Genomic DNA, 20,240 nt, shown 5'->3' on the forward strand with positions numbered 1-20,240 from the left:
GGCTGTAGTTAGTCGCGGCGGTTGCGGCAGTTGCGGCAGTCGAGTAACGGCCGCAGAGCCGACCGGAGGACCCCGGGCCACATCACCGTCCTTACCCAGCCGTCGAGTTGGCCATCACCGAGCCGAAGAACCTCTCCTACCAGAGCTGCCGTACGTATCTGGAGGCGGACTTCGGGATGGGTGCGCCCTCACGCGCCCACAACGCCATGCGGCCGGCGGCATGGTGCCGCCGGCCGCATGGGTCGGGTACCGAATGTTCCAGGTTATTCGGATTCATTCGGTGTTATTCGGTGTTATTCGGTGTTACTTGGTGTGGACTCCATAGGCGCGGATGACCGTCTGATCCACCTGGTCGCCGGCCTTGTCCTGGGCCTGGACGCGCAGGGAGACATAGCCGGTGCCGTTGGCCGCGGCCTTGGGGTCGATCAGGGCCTTCCAGGCGCCCTTGCCCTCGTGCGACAGGCGCTCGACCTTGGTCCAGTGGGCTCCGTCGTCGTAGGAGACCCAGGCCCGCATCCGGTCGATCTCCGGGCCCTTGAGGCCGTCCTGGTGGCGGGCCTTCAGCGACACGGCGGTCGGACCCGAGGACCGCACCTGGTTGGCGCCGTCGACGGGTACGCCGTAGTCGAGCTGGATCAGCGGCAGCACCGTGCTCTTCGCCGTGGTCTGCGAGGAGAACGTCCAACTGGTGTCGGTGGAGGTGGAGATCTGCCACTCGGGACCGGCCGCACGGGCGGTGTGCACCTGGAGCCGGTAGTCGCCCTTGCCGCCGGTGACGGGGATGTCGCCCCACGCGTACCGCTGATCGGCGATCAGGTCGTCACCGCGGTACAGGCGGGTGCTGACCTCGTCGTCTCCCTTGGCGAAGCCGTAGTGCCCGGTCTCGCTCTCGGTGAACTCCGGGATCCGCAGGCCGATGGTGTCGCCGTCGCGGGCCGAGGAGAATCCCTCGACGCCCTTCGGGGCGGCCGGACGGATCACCGAGCGGTGCCAGTTCTCCTCCCGGACCTCACCGGGCTTGTACTGCTGGAATCCGGCCGTCGTACCGCCGGTGACCGGGAGCCCGATGTTCATGGGGATCGTGTTGTTGACACGGTGCAGCCACACGGTGTCGTCGGCGGTGACCGTCTCGGTGCGCACGGACGGCACCTTCACAAACGACTCGGTCTCCATGAGGAATGCGGTGTTCTGCCACGGGCGCCAGGCGAAGCGCTGCTCCGCGTTCCACTCGGACGCACCGGAGCGGTGGTAGTGGCTCTTGACCGTGGCGGTCGGCAGCCGGTCGATGTCGTAGACCATCCTGCCGGGCACCCGGTCGCGCTCGACCAGCGTCACGTCGTACTGGTACGGGCTCGCGGAGACGGCGGACCACTCGATCCGCACCTCGCGCTCGGACAGCAGCTCGGACAGTTCCCTGCCGTGGTCCTGGCTGACGCGCGCGGCCATGATCGGAAGGCGTTCGCCGCCGGCGGGGTGCCAGGGCATCCAGGGCGACCCGGGCCCGGGGTAGACCACCAGGGCCGCGGCCGCTCCGGCCGAGGCGGCCCGGGCCACACTCCCGTACTCATCGGATTCCGGGGCGATGAACGCGATCTTGCCGCGCAGATCCTTGCCCGCCAGTTCCTCCTCCGTAGCGGCTCCCACGTCCACGAGCGGGAGACGCCTGGTGCCGTCCACCAGGGGAGAGTGCATATACGGGGGGGCATAGAGGTCCGGGGCGCCCGGGCCGAGGGCCTTGACGGTCATACGGGGAGGAGCGAGCTGCCACCGGGAGTAGGCCTCGAAGGAACCCTTGGCGGGCTTGTCCGTCGGGGTGATGTACAGCGTGTTCATGACGCTGTACTCGATCACGCTGCTGGAGATGTCCCGGCCGCCGAAGGCGCGGTGGAAGCCGTAGTGCACCATGCCCTGCGACTCGGCCGGCTTCGGGGTGCGGATGTCGACCTTGACGGCCTTGCTCGCGTCCACCACCAGGGTGAGGTCGCGGTCGACCTTCAGCTCCGGACGGACGTCCATGCTGTGTTCGTCGCCGGTGCTGTTCTTGGACCCGACCAGCGCCTCGAAGAAGTAGGTGTCCTCAGGGAGTTGGAAGGTGACGTTCGGGCCGTGGATCTCAGGCAGGTAGTACCCGATGAAGTCCCATCGCGGATCACTGCCGAAGATCTGGAACCAGGTGACGGTGGACGGTTCCTGGCCCGAACGGCCGAGGCCGGTGAGCGTGATGGTGCGCAGCTTCCCCTGGACCGTCACCGCGACGGCGGTACCGGCCTTCACCGAGCCGTCGGCCGAGGTGGCGGTCAGGTGGCCGGTGTACCGGCCGCGGGCGGCCTCGGTGGGCGTGACCTTGACGGGCACGGTGGCGGTCGCACCGGCGGGCACGGTGACCGACGACTTGCCGGCCTCGATCAGCCCGGCGGGAGCCGCGGTGCCTCCGGCGCCCTTGACCTCCAGCGACAGGGACAGCTCTACGTCACTGTCGGAGTCGTTGGTGTAGGTGACCGTCCCGTTCACCGGGTCCTGGCCGGGCTGGACGGCGCCGAGGTTGAGGGTGCCGGTGGCGTGCACGGTCTGGGCCGAGGCTCGCGCCACGTCCATCCGGCCGCCGCCCTGGGCGTCCGTCTCGGTGTCCTCGACGACCTTGGCGGTGGAGACCAGGGCGTCCTTGATCCGGGCGGGGCTCCAGTCGGGGTGCTGCTGGCGCAACAGCGCGGCGGCGCCCGCCACATGGGGCGTGGCCATGGAGGTGCCGGAGGCCGCGGTGTAGAGGTCGTCGACCGGGGCGCCCATGGAGGTGCCGTGGGCGCGGGCCGCCACGATGCCCACACCGGGCGCCGTGATCTCGGGCTTCATCTCGGACGAGTCGCCCACCGGACCCCGGCTGGAGAACTCGGCGAGGGTGTCGTCGCGGTCCACCGCTCCCACGGTCAGCGCCCGGTTCGCGATGCCGGGCGAACCCACGGTGCCGGTGCCGGGGCCGGAGTTGCCCGCGGCGGTCACGAAGAGGGTGCCGGTCTCCTCGGTCAGCCGGTCGAGGGCGGCGGCCATCGGGTCGTTCTCCTGGGGCGGGCCGCCCAGGCTCATGTTGACGATGTCGGCGCCGGAGTGGGCGGCCCACTCCATGCCGGCCATCACCCAGGAGTTGTAACCGGACCCGTCGCTGCCGAGCACCTTGCCGATGAGGAGTTCGGCGTCGGGCGCGACGCCCTTGCGGGTGCTGTCGGAGCCGGCTCCGCTGCCCGCGACGGTGGAGGCCACATGGGTGCCGTGGCCGTGGCCGTCATCGGTGTTCTCGTCCGTGGTGAAGTTCTGCCCGCCGGCGATCCTGCCCCGCAGGTCGGGGTGTTCGGGATCGGCGCCGGTGTCGAGCACCGCGACCTTGACGCCCTTCCCGGTCGGGCCGGACTTCCAGACGTCCGGTGCCCCGATCTGCTCCACACTGCGGTCGAGCTCGGCGTTGACCTTGCCGTCCAGCCACACCTTGTCGATGTGCCCGGCGAGCTCGGGGCCGGACTTCCGGTTCTTCTGCGACGGCGCGGCGGTAGCGGACTTCCAGAAGTCCGGCAGTTCGGCCTTGTCGGCGCTCAGTGCGGCACCGTGCACACTGTTCAGCACGGCGGTCCGGCGGGTTCCGGCCGGTGCCTTCTGCTCCCGGAGCGAGTCGACGGCCTCGGCGTAGGAGACGATCAGCGGCAACCGGGCGCTGCGGGCGTCGTCATAGCCCTGCTCGATGAGCGAGGTGACATTGAAAAGGCTTCGGTCCAGTTGTCCCGAGGCCACATAGGGGATCGCCGACGACGGTGTGACATGCAGGGTGCCGTCGACGTCGCGGGTGCTGAACACCTCCTTCTCGTGGCCAGGGGCCGGCTTGACGGTCGCGGCCTGCCGGCCGTCGGCGAACCGCTCGACCTTCACCACATCGCCGGTCACCAGGGTCACGGTCCACGTCTTGGTGACCGTCCGGTCGCCCGAGGCGCCTGATCGCCCGGCCGCCGTCGGGGCCAACGGGGTGCCATGCGCCGCTGCGGGCATGGTCGTTGCGAGCAGAGTCACCGCGGCGGCGGCCACGGTCGCTCGCGTCGCCCGCGCCGGCCATGGGGTGTCGCCCCTGGTAGGCGCGGAAGTTGATATTGATCTCATAACGTGTGATCTTGCATGTTGCATACACGCAAGGTCAACGGGGTGCCGGTAAGAACCGTGTCACCAACCGCAAACGGTGGTGATTTCGGGAGGGCTTCACCCGTGTGGGTGAGTCCGAGGCCGTACGACTGCGGTGAGTGGAGCCTCGCGAGGACGATCGACGACCGTGGCCCGTATCCCGTTGGACCTGGACGAGTGGTCGAGCACTGCACACTGCTCAAGGACAAGCAGGAGCTTGTGTCCGGCAAGCGGGGCGCGACGCGGCTGGGCTTCGCCGGGTATGTTGGGTGTGTGGTGCCTGACGACGTGTCGGGGCGTGGTGGTGCCGGGTTCCGGGCCTGTGGTCAGGCAGTGGTGGGCTCGTCGGCAGCGCCGGTGATCTGGTTCCAGATGGCGAAGCGGATGGTCATCTCGGCTCGGTGGTCGGGTGCGGTCATGAGGTGGCGGTGGGCGGCGGCGCATTGCTGCGCCGCGACCACCGCGGGCAGGCCCTCGGGGATGGCCGCCACCGCCAGCGATACGGCACTGATGAACAGGTCGCCGAAGTCCTGCCCGCGTACCAGGCCGAGAATGAGCTCCGGCACGCTGCCCGCTCCCGGCCCAAGCGCCCGGGAAGACCGCGGACCGTGCGCTCCATCCGGCTGGTGACGTGCCATAGGGCATGCCTATGCATCGGCGGGTTCTGCACACCGGTCTTCCCGCCTCGTCTGCGCTGGTGAAGTGGTCGCCACTGGGCAGGGTGACGACTCCATCTACGTCAACCGTCGCGGTATGGCGGGTGCCGCGGTAGTCACTTGCGAGTTGGGTGCCCAGTGTCAGGACACCCGCAAGTCGATCCTCGACATACATGTGGCGATCAGGCAAGGGGATTTCGGACTCATGGGCCCCTGATTCTTTGGTCGCAGCGGGAAGGGGCGAGCTCCGAGACCAGAACCTACCCGTTCAAGGTCGAAAGGGCCGGAGTATGCCCAAGCGTTGCAGCTCAACAATGTGCTCTGCTGCACGCCGTGGTGCCTCGCCGCCCGTCACCAGGACCCCTGCCTCGATATTGCGCCGCGCCGCGGACTCGGTCAGGTTGGCGCTGCCCAGGAAGAGCATGCGACGGTCGGCGACCGCGAGTTTGGCGTGCTGGCGCGAGTGAGCGTGCCCGGCCGAGTCACGTGCCCAGTGCCAAAGACGCAACCCAGGAACGGACACGAACGCATCGGCTGGTTCCCGGCCCGAGAGGAGACCGCGCGCGCCCGCCAGTGTCTCGACCACGACGTGCGCTTTCACACCCCTTGCCGCGGCCTCGGTCAAAGCCTGTGTCAGGGCCGGATACGGGCGGGCCGCGTAAGTCATGGCCAGCAGTTCGTCACGAGACTCATTGATGACCTCGACAAGCACCTGGGCAGTCGCCCGCACCGGCACGGCCGGCGTCGAGGGGCCGCTCCACACCGTACGGACTTGAACCGTTTCCCGGGCATGCAGCAGAGCCGCGACATAGCCCCGAACGTAGGCCGCCGCCTCGGCGAAGGGAATCGACTCCGTCTCCACCGCGTCGTACAGCTTCTCGACGGCCACGCTGATCCCCGGTGTTGCCAGCTCGGTCAGTACCCGCTCTCTGCTGCGTCGTTGAGCCAGCAGTCCGGCGAGGTCCTTGCCACGAGAGGGGCCCAGGGCCAGAACGGCAGCCTCAGCAGCTCCCTCGAACTCTTTTCTGCTCACGGCAGCAGGCCGACCGGTGTCAGTACTTGTTCCTTGTCTCCGGAAAGCGGTACGAGGAAGCGGCGATCCAGGAACCGATTTGCGCGCTCGCATGTGGTCTCGGACACGAAGAGACAGACATGGCAGGCGGCTCCGTGCAGGTAGTCGCCCGGGTCGTGCGGCAGGCGCTCGGAGCACAGTGGGTCGGCCGAGCAGTGCCCGGCGTCGGTCAGGGCACGACGGACGATCCGGTCGAACTCGCGCTCCTCAGCAAGCGAAACAAGGCCTCCGAGGGTGCCCTCCGAATCGGGAACAGCGGTGTAGATGAGAATGCCCGTCCTTGGGTTCTTTTCGTCTCCCGCATAAATTCGCTCTGCGAGTGAGGCCGAGTTGTAGCCGCATTCCAGGGCGATGGTACGGATCAAAAGGTGGGAAAGCGTGTGCAGGGCGATGTACCGTGCCCCGGGCCAACCGAAGAAGGGATCGAAGTCGCTCGTCTTGCGGTCCGACTTTCGGTTTGCGCGGAATCGACCGAAAGCCTCCCTGTGGGCCTCCATATGCGGCGACTTCTCCATACGTGCCACCCAGTCGGCCATGAGGCCGTCCCGCACACGAAGGAAGATGCCCTCGCCGCGAACCTCGCTGGCCGGCACCCAGGGCTGCGTACCGCGGGACAGGTCTACCCGGCTGGCGATCTCCGGCGACTCAGGGTCAGGGGCGTCGAGCCTGGTGAAACCGATCAGGGCGCGTGCCTCGCGCAGCCGCTCCACTTGGCGAATGTCTGAGAAGAGTTCGCCGAGGCGGGGCGGAACGGAGACCTTCCGCAGGGCGAAGTCGTCACTCGGCGCTGGAACGGGGCCCGAGAGCGCGTCCCATTCGGGGCCGAAGAGGTCGGCCTGGACGTCGGGCGCGGAGGGAGCCAGTCCGTCGGATCCTTGCTTACGAGCCGCGATGGCCGCGACGACCGCGTCGGCCTCGAACTCTTTGAGGAACCCGAACTTGGGCATGCGTGCCATGAAGTCGAACTGTCCGCGATCATCTATGAGTTGCAAGTCGGGCCAGTGGTCGTCGAGGAGCTTGTCAATGTCTCCGCCCTGCCCCTTGGGCAGGGCCAGAGCGCTGAGAGTGAGCGGGAACCACTGATTGGACGCGCCCGCCACCATCAGGACCGAGTCCTGAGCACAGCCGTTCGCCGCGTATGTGCCCAGGTGCGGGTGACGTCCGCGGCACAGCGGTAGGTTGCGGCGGCCTCGCTCGCCCATCGCCTCGCGGATGTTGCGCTTCTCGCCGCAGGCGACGCATTCGATGGTGACGTTGGCGGCCTGGTTGCCGCCGTGGTCCTTCATGCGCAGCTTCGGGCGCGGCGTCTTGCTGCAGGCCTGCCCGTGGTGGACGTATGCCGTGTACGGAAACTCATCGAGATGGCCGACAGTGCAGACGAGGGTGAAGCGGGCAGCGACGGCGAGAGGCTTCCCCCGCTTGCAGTCGTGGACGAACTTCGCTTCGTGCGGCGTACGCGGGTTGGAGTTGATGAAGGCGAACTCACTGGAGTCGACGGCGGCCAGCACATTGCAGGCGGTGCAGCGCAGCCATTGAGGAAACGGTGTGACGGGCACCCCGACACCCTGCGCAGCCCAGCCCTTGGGGTCCGCGTCCCCACCCTCCAGCCATGGGGCGGCGCGCAACTGCTCGACCTGTCCGCGCCCGTAGCGCTGGAGGGATCGGTTGACGGCGGCGCGCAGCCGAGGCTCGTCGATGTCGTAATCGGTGATGCCGGAGTAGCTCCAGGCGTCAAGTCCCTTGACGAGAACCGAGAAATTCGGCAGATCGACGAGGGAGCCGATACCGGCGGTGAACATGAGGTGGCTGGGACGGACGGCTCCGACCCTGCGATTGCCGTGGGTGGTCATCGCTGTCCCTTCCTGGCCGCGTCGCCAGTGGTAGGTCCGTACTCGTCGCTGTCCACGGTGGCCGCCATGTCCTGGTCGGGGTCGGAATCAGTGTCGGGGGCTCCGAAGTTCCAGTCCGGGCCGCCTCCTGAGGATTCGTCGAGAAAGGCGCCGCCACCGGGGAGAAGGAGGTTGATTTCGTTCTCCGTCTCGCGCATCGACAGGCCGACGGTCAGCTCGGTCCACCGGGATCCGTCTGCCCGCCTCAGCAGCCCGCTCACGATCGTCGTCTTGCGCTTCTCCTTCCGGTAGCCGAGGGCCGAGCTGTTCTCGTCCCGCTTGCGGCGCCATTCGTCCTTCAGTCGGTCCAGACGTTCGCTCAGATATTGGCGCGGCCGCTCGCCCCCCACCCGTTCGGCCCGTTCCAGAAGCCGACGTTCGACGTCTTGGGCGAGCGGCCCGTTGAGGTCGACATGGTGGGCGTCCAGGTTGCGCGACGTGTCGTATGCGGCCTGGCGCAACGCGGCGACATAAGTGGCGGCCACGCCCCGGTCGAGGGCTCGGCGGGTGAACGGGGTGACGGAGAGAGCTTCGACCTGGCGGTAGAACGAGGCGTGGTAGTGCTCGAAGTCTTCGTAGTGGGCGAGATCTCGGGGGCGTGACCAGTTGTAGAGGGTCACGACGAGACCCGGGCGTTTGGCGTCACGGCCGACGCGCGAGGACGCCTGGATGTACTCGGCGGTGTTCTTGGGCTGGCCGACGACCAGCATCAGACCGAACCGGGAGACGTCGACACCCACCTGCAGCATGGAGGTGGCGAGGACGACGTCGACTGCCTGTCTGGCCGTCGGCGTCATGGCGGCGCGGGGTTCACGCTTCTCCTTCATGGCAGTCGCATACTCGCGCAGGAAGGCGCGTCGCCGGTCCGAGGTGTCGCGCTCGGGGTCGAACCCGATTTCCAGGCGCTTGAGGGCTGCGCCGATGTCAGCGGAGGAAATGCGCGAGGTCAGTTCCTGGATGCTGAGCATGCCGGCTCTGCTCACGATGCGATCGGCCAGCGTGTCCTGGCCTCTGCGGCTGCCGTTGGAGCGCACGCGGGTGGTGATGTCGTCGTCCATGTACCGCCGCATGCCGGCGAGTTCGCGGGTCGCATTGAAGTAGCCGACAAGCGTCATATAGGGGTCGGCCGGCTTGCCGTAGTCGTCGAAAAGTTGCTGCCCGGCGAGGAGCAGGATCTCGGCGACCCGGATCTCGGCAGCCTTGAGGCGGGTGCCGTGCGCGCACACGCCCAGGTAGCGGCGGCCGGGGTTCTCGCGGCTCAGCTCGACCTGTCGGGAGAAGAAGGTGTCACCGACGTCGAGGACCTGCGGCGGGAAGACGGCGACTTTGCGGCCGAAGACGCCGAGTACCTGATCGGCGGCCCGTTTAGTGGTCGCGGTCGATGCGACGATCTTGGGCCCGACCTCGTGGCGTTGTCCCCGGGCGTCGGTGACACTCCAGGTGCACAGCTGATCGACGGCGGACTCGAAGAGGCCGACGATGGTGCCGAGCGCACCGGAGATCAGGTGCAGCTCGTCCTGGATGATCAGGTCCGGGGGCCGCAGGCGGGTGACGGGCTGTGCGGTGACGCCGGGCATGTCGCCCTTCGCGTTGTGGCGGCTTCCGCAACCGGTTTTGGCGTCAAGGTCGTCGTGGCGGTAGCCGTGGCGGGGACAGAGCTCGGTGACCCTGCCGAACAGCAGACCGGCGTACCCGTTCCAGGGCAGCTGGGCGAACTTGTCCACGGTGGCGATCAGCAGAGACGGGGCGAGCCGATAGATCTCCTCGTCGACGGTGAGCACGGGGATGCCCTCGCCAGGCGATTCGCGCCGCGAGAAGGGGCAGCGGTCCTCGCCTTCCCCGCGCGGGCAGTACAGCAGAACGCGGCGCCGTCCTTCGTCGTACTCCATGTGGGAGCGGGCCGTCAGTCCGCTGCCGCACCAGGGGCAAGTGAGGACTTGAAGGACCCGCGCGTGCTTGTCGCTCGCGCTCTCCCTGGCGTCGGCGATCTGCTCCTTGGCCTCGTCGAACCAGTTGGGCGAGACAGAGGTTCCCACCCAGAGTCCGATACGGAACGGGGTGGCGCCCCAGCGGACGTCCCGCGCGAATTCCTCGCGGCGCAGCACCTCGCAGGCACTGACCAGTGCGGCGGCACGTTGGAACTGCTGGGCGGTCAGGAGGCGCAGGGTGTAGCGCATGAGGACACCGACGCCCGCCTCACCGCTGCGTGCCTCCGGTCCCGAGCCAAGCGTGCCTTGCAGGCGTCGCAGCGCGAAGGTGTAGGCGGCGATGCCGAGGTAGGCCTCGGTCTTGCCACCACCGGTCGGGAAGAACAGCAGGTCGACGAGTGCTTCGCGGCCGGTGCCACGGTGGGAGTGCCCCGGCTGGGTGAGTGAGTCGAGATTCAGAAGGACGAAAGCGAGCTGGAATGGACGCCAGCTGGCAGCCTCCTTGCCCTTGGCGTAGACCTCGTCGTACGCCTCCTGGTAGGAGTCGCGGTCGTCCTCACGACCGGCGCGAGCGGCGGCAATAGCGGTGTTGCGGCGCTGGAGTGCCATGGCCCGGTTGGCGAACCGGAAGGCCTCCAGGGCGGTTTCGTCGGCCACGAGCCTGTCGATGCCCAGAGTTATCCGGTCGCAGATCTCCAGTGCCTGTTCGATGGCGACGCCCGCCGATTCGCGCAGGTCATCGGGGAGCGAGTGAGCCTTGCGACGCTGCTGTTCGAGCCATGTGCCGTAGCCGTCGGCCAGCGGGGCGAGTGCGGCGCTGAGTTCGGTTCGGCGGGCAGGCACCGCGAGCGAGGCGAGTTCGTCCATGCCGAGCTCGAGCCCGCGGAGGAGATCCTGCTCCTCGAGGGTGGGTGCGGTAGTGGCCCGGACGTCGTCCTCCGGAAGCCAGGTGGTGGTGAGGCGGTGCGCGTTGCGCTCACCGTTGCGCACATGTGCATGCGCGGCGACGTTACGGCCTTTGGCGTGGCTGAGGCTGTCCCGGTAGAGGAGACGGAGCCGCCGATCCTCGGGGTCCTCGGGGGCGTTGCCTCGGTTCGCGAGATCCAGAGGGTCATCGACCGGGAGGAAGACCGCGGCCTGGTCGTCCGGAAACGCGGTGACCTCGATCGCGGTCTGGAAGAGCCAGTGGGCGTCGCGAGCCTCGCGGCTGTCCTGCTGCCGGTTCACCAGGGTCAGTTCGACGACGCGCAGATCTTCGGCGCCGGCTCGACCGGTGTGCTGTCGTACTTGTATGTCGAGGACAACGGCGTCGCCTTCGAGTTTGACGATCCGGTCGGCCGCACCGGTCACGTCGATGTCCACCGGGTACTCGATCGGTTCGCGCGACCAGACCCTACGGGTGGTGCCCCGGTCCGTGGCTTCCTCGGACTGCGTGTAGCGGCCCCAGCGGACGTGGGCGCTGAGTGTGCCGACAGAAGCGGGGACCGTGAAGGACAGCCCCATGGAGGATGCCCAGATGTGTCCGGCGGCCTGCGGGGTCAACCGGTCCTGGGGCTCACCGTCGTCGCCCTCCTGCTCGTCGCCCGAGTCACTGTCCGCGCTCTGGGCGGCCGCGAGTGCGATCCCCTCTCCGGTGACGGCCTGGGGTTGCGGCCCAAGCATGCCAACGAGGTAACGGTCGCGCGGCCCGGAAGAGGCGCTCGACAGAGTCTCAGTTTCACCGTCCCAGGGTCCCAGCAGATCGCGGCGGATGTAGGTGACAAGTCCGTCCCGCACCGCGTACGAGTCCCCGGAACGAAACGTCTGAGGCACTTCGTCAAGCGGGTGCGGTACAGCGGCTTGAGCAGGCTGGGCCGGCATTCGGTGGGTCCTTTCGGACAGATCCGGTGGGGCGCGAGCGTGGATCGATCGTACGACAGCACGAGAAATATAGACCGTTGACTGAGTTCACACAACGATCTGCGGAGCTCCGTCACTCCTGGCGGAACGAGTCTCTAGGCTGGTCCTCGGCCACCGACCACCCGCGACCTGAGGACGCCCATGCCCCGACTCGCCCTCTCCGACGACTTCGTAGCGGACCTCATCTCGCTCCAGAGGCCCGTCCAGAAGGAAGTCAACGACGCGATCCAGATGTTCCGGAGCATGACCGTTTCCCAGCTCCACGCCAGCAAGGGCATGCACCTGGAGAAACTCGAGCGGGCGCGGGATCCCCGGATCCGCACCATACGCATCACCAAGTTCTACCGAGGCGTTCTGCTCGCCCCCGATGACGGAAGCGAGCTGTTCACACTTCTTCGGGTCGCACCTCACGACGAGGCGATCAACTGGGCCTGCAAGCGCGCCTACTCGGTCAACGGCGCCACCGGAGGCCTCGAGGTACGCAACGTCGAAGCCCTTGAGCAGATGGAGACCTATTTCGAGACGAAGGCGGTCGCCACCCCTGCCCGCCTCTTCGAGAAGCACTCCGACACCGTGCTGCGCGACCTCGGCGTCGACGATCAGGTCCTGCGCTTGGCCCGCGTCTGTGTCACGGCCGACGATCTGACGGTCATGGCACCACCCATGATGCCCGCCGACCAGTACGAGGTGCTGGAGTACCTGGCGGCCGACTACTCCCCCGAAGATGTCTGGGAGCAGCTGATCGCTCCGCGTGGGCAGACCGTGCGCACGGCAGAGGACCGGCCGACGATCACCCTCACCGAAGCAATTCTCAACACCCCCAACCGCATTGTGGAAGTGACGGGCCCCGGCGAGCTGGAGCGGATCCTCACCGAGGACCTCACCCGCTGGCGCATCTTCCTCCACCCCGCCCAGCGCCGGTACGCCTATCACCCAGGCTTCAACGGACCCGCTCAGGTCACCGGCGGCCCCGGCACCGGCAAGACGGTCGTCGCCCTGCACCGCGTCCGACATCTGCTGCGTACTGGTCGTGAGGGCGACCGGATCCTGCTGACCACCTTCACGAACGCCATGGCGGCTGCTCTGCGGGACAGCCTGGCGCTCCTGCTCGGCGACGCCGACGCCCACCTGCTGGAACGCGTCGACGTCACGACGGTGGATTCGCTCGCCGCCCGGATCATCCGGGAGGCGCGGGGCAGTTCACCGAAACCTCTTACTGCCGGCGCGGAGAAGAGCGCTTGGACGCGTGCCACCGCACGCGAGGAACTCCCGTGGACGGAACAGTTCCTGTCCCAGGAGTATCGCAACGTCGTCCTGGCGCAGGGCCTGCGTACACCCGAGGAGTACCTGCGCTGTGTACGACGGGGGCGCGGTACCCAGGTGGGGCGAGTACAAAGAGCCCGGCTGTGGCGCGTGATGGACCGGTTCGCTGCAGATCTCGCCTCGCGCGACTCGGCGACGTACACGCAGCTGTGCGACCAGGCCGCGAGGATCCTGGCCGACGGCGGGCCGCGCTACCGCCACGTCGTCGTGGACGAGGCCCAAGATCTCCATCCGGCCCAGTGGCGAGTGCTGCGCGCCTGCGTCGCCTCCCAGTCCGACGACATGTTCCTCGTCGGCGACCCCCATCAGCGGATTTACGACTCCCGCGTCTCGCTGCGCTCGCTGGGTATCAACGTCCGAGGGCGTACGTCCCGGCTGCGTCTCAACTACCGCAGCACGGAAGAGATCCTGCGCTGGTCCGCATCGCTGCTCGACGGTCAGCCCGTGGGCCGACTCGGTGAGGACGACGACGAGGACAGCGGCCGGGATTCGCTCCGGGGCTACCGATCCCAGCTGCACGGCCGTATCCCGGCAGCACGCGGATACGGCAGCCAGGACGAGGAGCTGCGGGCGTTGATCGAGCAGATCCGGACCTGGATCGACCAGGACGGTGTCAAACCGTCCGAGGTGGCCGTGTGCGCCCGGTTCAACACGCTGGTCGACGCGGTCATCACCCGCCTGCGGCGGGAGGGCATCCCGGCGGTCGCGGTCAAGGACGATCCGGGTCCGGGGATATCAGGGGTGCGAGTGGCCACCATGCACGCGATGAAGGGGTTGGAGTTCCGCTGCGTGGCCGTCGTGGGCGTCACGTCGAGTGTGCTGCCGTTCGCCCCGCATGTGACGCCGGCCGAGGTTGATCCCGTGCAGCACCAATCGGATCTGCTGGCCGAGCACTGCCTGCTGTTCGTGGCGTGCACGCGGGCCCGCGATGCCCTCGCCATCTCGTGGAGCGGTGAGCGGAGCCGCATGCTGGACCCGGTCGCCGGCTGAGACGCACAAGCCCCGCCGCCCGAACCAAAAGCCGGTTCGGGCGGCGGGTCCCATCGGTGGATGCAGTTGTTCCGAGTCTTCCTCCGGCCTTGGTCCAGGAGCCTCAGACCTCAGACCCGGATCTCCCGGACGACGACGGTGTGCGTCTTGTCCTGAGAGGCGTCGTACGAGATTTCACGCCCCGGCGGCTGCCACATCAGTGCGTGCCCCAACGGAGACGACGGAGAAACGATGTCCGCCTCATCGGTGGGCAGTTCGGCAACTGTGTACAAGGTGCCGTCATCGACCTGCCCGTCGAATTCGAGGACGAGCAGGGCACCGGGGATCACGACCTTCGGCGTGCCCGTCTCCTGCCCGACACGGACAGCGTCGATGAACGTCCGCAGGAAACCGAGGCGCTTCGTTCGGCGATCACGCTGATCGGCTTTTGTCTTCCTGAGGAAGACGAGGTTGGCCGCGTCCATGCCGTCGGGAATCTCGTCCGGAGCGTCGACAGCGACCTGCAACTCCTGCATCTCGCGGACCAGCCGCTGGAAGGCGGCAGCCGGAATCTCCTGAACGGGGAGAGAATTCTGTGGGGCTCGGAGAGGCACCTGTCCCCGCTGCGGTCGAGGCACGGATGCCACGGGCCGTGCGACGGGCTTGGCTGCCGGTGCCGATGTGCGCACGGGCGCCGAGGCCGGGGTTCTCCCCTGCAGCGGAGCCGGCGCGGGAGTCGCCGCCTCACTTGCAGGAGCCGGCGTGGATTCGCGTGGGTCCCTGGGCTCGACGACCGAAATCACCGGCCGGGTCGGCGTGACAGCGGCTGCCTGGGAATCAGCTCGCTGGCTTGCGCCCTCCCTGCGCGCGCTCACCCCGTCGTCCCCGACCGGATCGCCGGCGGGCGAGACATCGGTCTGCCCATCCTCGGCTGGAAGTACGGACTCCTCCGGGTCCTCCCGGACCGGCTCGATCCCCAGCCGTTCCAACTCCGCCCAGAGCGGCGCGAGCGCCTGCTCACGGTCTAGGTGGAACCGGCTTCCGCGGATGCGGACGAAGGTCCAGTCGACGCGCTCCAGGTCGCGCTGCCTGGCAGCCGCCGTCGACGCGTCCTCGCCCTCCGCGAAGGCGTCACCGTCGCAGGCTACGGCGAGTCTGCGTGTCCCGCCCTCGACGACCAGGTCGATCGCGTGGCGGCCGACGCGGTAGCCGGGCCGCACACGGTAGTCGCGCGTGATCAGCTCCAGATACACCTTCTGCTGGAAGAGGCTGTCGAACGCTTCGTGCCGTACATCGGGCAGCACCTCACCCGCGACGGCAACGGTGTCCTCCTCCGCAGGCCGGGTGAGGTGGTCGAGCCACTGTCGACGCAGGTCGTTCTCGTGGAACTGTTCCGTGCGCGCACTGTGGAACACCCACACCTGGTCCTGGGCGCGGGAGGCGGCGACGTTGAGCCGCTGCTCGTACGTCTTGCCGTTGAAGCCACCCGGCACGGTCCCGGCAGCGGTGGTAGCCGAGTTGACGCAGGAGATGAACATGACGTGGCGTTCGTCGCCCTGGAAGTCCTCTGCGTCGCCGACCCGGATGCGTCGCTCCTCACGCTGCTCGTAGTCGAGGCGTTCGGCGAGCAGATTCTCCAGTTCCGCCAAGTGCCCCTTGCTGGCGCGGAGGCTGATGATGCCCATGGTCTTCCCGTCGTACGCGGGGTCTGCGCAGCAGCGCACGATCGCTTCGACGAGCGCTTCGGCCTCGGCGGTGTTGGCCAGTCGGGTGTTGCTGCCGAAGGCCTCGCCGTCCTCGACGTACACGGTACGGACCGGGGGCAGCCGGTCGGCACCGTACTGCCTCAGCGGCTGCAGCCGACCGTTGTAGCAGAGCTCGTTGGAGAAGGAGATGATCTCCGGCATGCACCGGAAGTGCTCCTTGAGCATGAGCGTGCCGCGGCCGGCGGAAAGTGCCTCCGTGAGATCGAAGAAGCTGGACTCGGGCCCGAAGAGACTGCGGACATCCGGCTCGAGTGCCGTGAGCAGCCGATCCCTCAGGTGGAAGTACTCGTCCTGCTTGAGGCCGACGTTGGAGGGGCTGACCTGCTTGCTGTCGCCGACGACGACCATCCGGTCGGCGAGCCAGCTCAGCAGCATGGCCTCCAGGCCGGACTGGCTGGCCTCGTCGACGATGACGACATCGAACATGCCGGGCCGGTCCATGGGCACGGTCTCCGCGACCTGGTGCAGCGGCATGATCCACGCCGGAACCGCTGTCTGCGCCTTGCGGAGTGCGGCCTGTGCGTCGCGCCGGTAGCGGTGCTGGTACTTGCCCTTGATGCGGCGAGCGGCCTGCTGGTACGCACTGAGCGCCCGGGACTGGTCACCGGTGAGCAGTCCGAGGCAGCGGTGCCAGGCGCGGGCGGCGGCGAGTCTGGCGAGCATGATGCGTGCCTCGTCGTCGGCCTCCGTCAGGCGCTTCCGCAGGGCGCGCTCGGCCTCGGGATCGGTGAGCCGCTCCATACGGTCCCGCCACGCGGACCAGGCCCAGGCCTCGGCGAGCAGCGGCAGCCGGGTGTCCCAGGCTGCGTCCTCGGGGGCGTCGGTGATCCCCTCGGCGAGTGCGGGGAACGCCTCGCGCACGCGTGTGAGTGCTGCGTGCTGTTCGACCCGTAGCCCGGCGGCCTCGCGGACCTCGGCGATCTCGTGGCTGAACTCGCGGTAACCATCGGGGTTCTGGGCGCGCACGGCGTCAAGTGCACGCGTGACGACAGGCGAGACGCCCGGCCGGTCGCTCCAGGTGCGCAGGAGTTCCTCGGTGTCCGCGATGACCCTGCGCGACTGTTCGGCGGCGCGCAGCGTGGTCGCCGCGCGCAGCAGGCCTCGTACGGCATTCTCGACGGGCGGGTCCTGCCAGGTGGCGACGGCCAGTTCCGGGGAGGTGGCTGCGGCGGTGAGCACGTCGGTGCGGGCGGCGGCGACGGCAAGAAGCGCTTCGAGCGCTTCAGCGTCCTGCCGTAGGCGAGCGAGTCGCGGACCGTGCCCCTGCCAGGCGCCGACGGGGGTTGCCCACTCGGATTCGACCTGCGCAAGGCGCAATTCGAGCTGTACGCGGGCGAGAACGACGGCCGCTGTTCCGACATCCTCGGGAGCCCGCCCGTCGACCCGGACGGCCTCCACGAACGCGCCGACGACCTTGGCCAGCTTCGAGCGCGTGCCGAGCGGCCCGCGCAGCTTCTGCCCCTGACCGAGCCCGTCGTGCAGAGTGGTGGCCTGGCCGAGCGCGGTGGCCGGGTCGTACTGCTCCAGGCCGCTGACCATCGCGGTACCCAGCGCGGCAAGCGAGGCGTCGACCGCCGCGAGGGCATCGGTGACGGCGGCCTGGCGGCTGCGCGCCTGCCAGTCCTGGCCCGCGGTCACCTCCTTCAGAAGCGCCACGGCCCACTCTCCGGCCGCAGCGGCGAGCGATGCGGCACGCGCCCGGGTAGCGGTGAAGGAGTCGAGAGCCGTCGAGAGCCGCTGCTGTTCGGCCTCTCCGAGGCCGCGCACGGCCGTGTCGTACTCCTCGCTCAGCGGATCCCGCCGCACCGCAGCGTGCGCCTCCTCCGCCGAACGCACGACGGAGACGGCTTCCTCGAAGTCGCCGGGGCTCGGCAGCTCGGAGGGGCCGGGTACTTCGGCGGCCAGAGCCTGGTGGTGCGGAGTGAAGGCGCGCGTGGCCTGCAGGAGGCGCAGAGCTTCGTCGGCGCTCAGAGTGGGCCGCTCCTGCGGGACCCGGCCGAGCCAGTCGTACCGTCCCGCCTCGGCGGTGAGGCGCTCGGCGATCTCCTGGAGACTGCCGCTGTAGTCGCCGATCTCGGCCACGAAGCGATGGGTCTCCTGCTCACGCAGCACGGCAAGATCGCGCAGCATGGCCTGCTGGGCGGACCGGGCCGCGGCGAGCCGTGCCTGGAGCGCACGGATCTCACGCTGCGAGGCTTTCGGGTCGTAACCGGCGTACTCGCTGAGGATCTTCTGTACGGATGCCTCGAGCTCTCGTTGGGCGGCCGCGCCGTCCTCGGTACGGCTCACGCACAGGTCACGGACGGACTCCGGCAGCTTGTCCCGCAGTACGCGCAGGGCGCGCGGAGTGTGGCTGGTGATGAGGACCCGCTTGCCCTGGGCGAGCAGGTCCGTGACCAGGTTGGCGATGGTGTGCGTCTTGCCGGTGCCGGGCGGGCCCTGTACGACGACAAGCCGGTTCGCACGCAGACGTTCGGCGATCGTGCGCTGCTCCTCATTGGCGGGCAGCGCAAAGTACATCTCGCCGGTGTCGGTCTCCGTGCCGTCGTCTTCGGCCGCCGCGAGATCGGCGGCGGTCAACGCCCCGTCGCGGCCGGCGATGTAGCCGAGCAGTTCGGTGGGAGGGGTGCCCGCGTCGATCTGGCGGGCGATGGCCTTGAGTGCGTCCATGGTCGACCGACGGTTGCGCTCACGCAGGACGAGTGCGGGTGTGAGCCCTACCTGCGGCACGTCGAGGGTACGCGGCTTGGCGCGTTCCACGGTCGGCACGTAGCTTCCGGCGCTGTGCGCCGCGTTGGCCCAGCTGCGCAGGGCAGTGTGCAGGGCTTCGAGATGTTCGGGGTCGGTGACGTCGGAGGCGCCTTCCAGCACCTCGACGATTCCCTCCCGCACGGGACCCGGCACATGCTGGGCTCCTTCGAGCATGCCTTCTTCGAGTTCCAGACCGACGCCGGTCGGGTCGGGAGCGGCAGTGAGCGTGCCTGTGGACGGGTCGAGCTGGATGGTGGCCCGATGGGTGACCAGGTGCCGTTCCACACGCTGGCCACCGGTCGTCTGCCAAGTCAGCCGACCGAGCCCGAGTACGAGTTCGTACGCCTCGCCGAGGTTGGCGGCGTCCTCATGCATCTTGTGAAGCCGGTCGTACAGCCGGACGTTGGGGTCGATCGCGCGCCGCCGCTCAGCCCAGGCGCGCCACTCCTGCTCCCAGGCGGCGTACAGCTTCTCGATCTTCTCCCGCATGGGGTGTTCGTCCAGCTCGTGGTAGGCCTTCTCCAGCGGAATTCCCTCGGACCAGTCCGGAAATTCGGGCTCGATCCGTCGGCGCAGGTGCGGGGCGCGAGTCTGCTTGAAGTCCCGGATGCGAGTCTCGTCCACCCAGGGCGCGAGCAGGGGCATGGGATGAGGGGCATCCTCGCGCTCTGGGCGTGTGACGGTCAGCCAGGCTGGGTCGTCGGTGGCGAGCACCCCGTCGAGCATCACCTCGACGCCCGTGGTGTCCGGCAGTTCCTCGAACCACACGGTGCCCGCTGCGCCGTCGAGAGTGCGGACGGGCCGGGCCTTGGACTCCTCGGCCTCGGCGAGAAACCTGAAGATCTGACGTACGCGCGTGGCGTCGGTCTCGTCGGCGGACAGCTCCTGTGTCCGGGCGGGCACGACACGTCGTTCGGGACCAGTCGGCTGCGACGGCACACCCCCGAGCACTGAACGGCTCGGAACACGGGGGCCATCCCCATCGGCAGACCCGGAATCGTTCACGGAATCCGGCTCCGCGTCAGCGAACAGGGACTGCTGCTGTTCGCCGAACAGCGCTGTCTGGTCGGGGAGCGGCGCCGGTGTGGCTCGCTCGGCCCCCACGCGAGTGCCTACAGGAGTCGGCGGAGTGGCCACGACCGTGGTGAAGGTGACGCTCTCACGCTCGTGTCGGCTCGGGAATCGCACCTCGATGTCCAGCTCCGCAGCGGTGCCGGCGGGAATGCTGTAGGCCCAGGTCGCCGAGATCCGGCGGCCCTTGCGCAGCGTGCCCTCTAGTTCGTCGTCGAGCACTTGGGTGTTGTAGTCCTGTACCTGGCGGCCCGTCTTTCCGTACGGGCCGCTGCGGACCAGCAGGCTGATTCCGTCGACGTCGATGGGCTGTGCCGTGCCGTTGCTCAGGTACAACGTGCACCGAACCAGGTCGTTGCCTTGGCGGTATCCGTGGGAGTCCTCGGGGTCGACAAGCTCGTACGGCACGACGTTGTCGACGCGGACATGCAGCCCGTCGTCGTACTGATAGTTGGAGCCGACCGGTTGCACACCGTCGCTCAGAACACTCTCACCCTGGCTCACACGCCACCCCACCGCTTCCGAGGGCCACGTAGTGGCCACTTGAGAAATCCCGCCCCAGCCACCCGAAGCACGAACCCAACGCGCCCCCCGGCACGTCAACTCGAGTGTGAACTGAGCACACGGATCGAGGGTATCAGCAGGGATCTGGCGAGGCCGTCCCGACGGGCAGCCACCCGCATCACGCATCGATAACAGGCCAGCAAGCACTTATAGGTATTGACTTAGTTCACAAGCCTAGCGCACGATGCTCCTGCGTC

6 protein-coding genes and 1 pseudogene are annotated in these 20,240 nt (G+C 68.3%); 1 reads left to right on the forward strand and 6 read right to left on the reverse strand.

The window, feature by feature from the left end:
* Positions 1-303: 303 nt before the first annotated feature.
* The 5 genes and pseudogenes from C4B68_RS05720 to drmA form a co-directional block, all read right to left on the reverse strand.
* Positions 304-4,050: a S8 family peptidase gene (locus tag C4B68_RS05720; RefSeq protein WP_180289296.1), complete on the reverse strand. Its 3,747-nt coding sequence runs from the start codon at positions 4,048-4,050 to the stop codon at positions 304-306.
* Between the two features lie 431 nt (positions 4,051-4,481).
* A pseudogene (locus C4B68_RS05725) lies at positions 4,482-4,583 on the reverse strand (IS6 family transposase); the annotation flags it as partial.
* Positions 4,584-5,079: 496 nt separating this feature from the next.
* A complete protein-coding gene (drmC, locus tag C4B68_RS05730) occupies positions 5,080-5,844 on the reverse strand; it encodes a DISARM system phospholipase D-like protein DrmC (protein ID WP_099502789.1) in 765 nt (254 codons plus the stop codon).
* A complete protein-coding gene (gene drmB / locus C4B68_RS05735; protein ID WP_099502791.1) occupies positions 5,841-7,733 on the reverse strand; it encodes a DUF1998 domain-containing protein in 1,893 nt (630 codons plus the stop codon). Before drmB ends, drmC begins: the two co-directional genes overlap by 4 nt.
* On the reverse strand, positions 7,730-11,560 hold the full coding sequence (gene drmA, locus C4B68_RS05740) for a DISARM system helicase DrmA (RefSeq protein ID WP_099502793.1): 3,831 nt from the start codon (positions 11,558-11,560) through the stop codon (positions 7,730-7,732). Before drmA ends, drmB begins: the two co-directional genes overlap by 4 nt.
* A gap of 180 nt (positions 11,561-11,740) precedes the next feature.
* Between drmA and C4B68_RS05745 the strand changes: the two genes are divergently transcribed.
* Entirely contained in the window at positions 11,741-13,912 is a 2,172-nt protein-coding gene (locus tag C4B68_RS05745; RefSeq protein ID WP_099502795.1) for a UvrD-helicase domain-containing protein, read from the forward strand.
* 110 nt (positions 13,913-14,022) lie between these two features.
* Here C4B68_RS05745 and C4B68_RS05750 read toward each other — a convergent pair whose 3' ends face one another.
* Positions 14,023-19,983 (reverse strand): AAA domain-containing protein, encoded by a 5,961-nt coding sequence (locus tag C4B68_RS05750; protein ID WP_099502797.1) that lies wholly within the window; start codon positions 19,981-19,983, stop codon positions 14,023-14,025.
* Between the last annotated feature and the right edge of the window lie 257 nt (positions 19,984-20,240).

The sequence above is a fragment of the Streptomyces dengpaensis genome (genome assembly GCF_002946835.1).
GTDB lineage: Bacteria > Actinomycetota > Actinomycetes > Streptomycetales > Streptomycetaceae > Streptomyces > Streptomyces dengpaensis.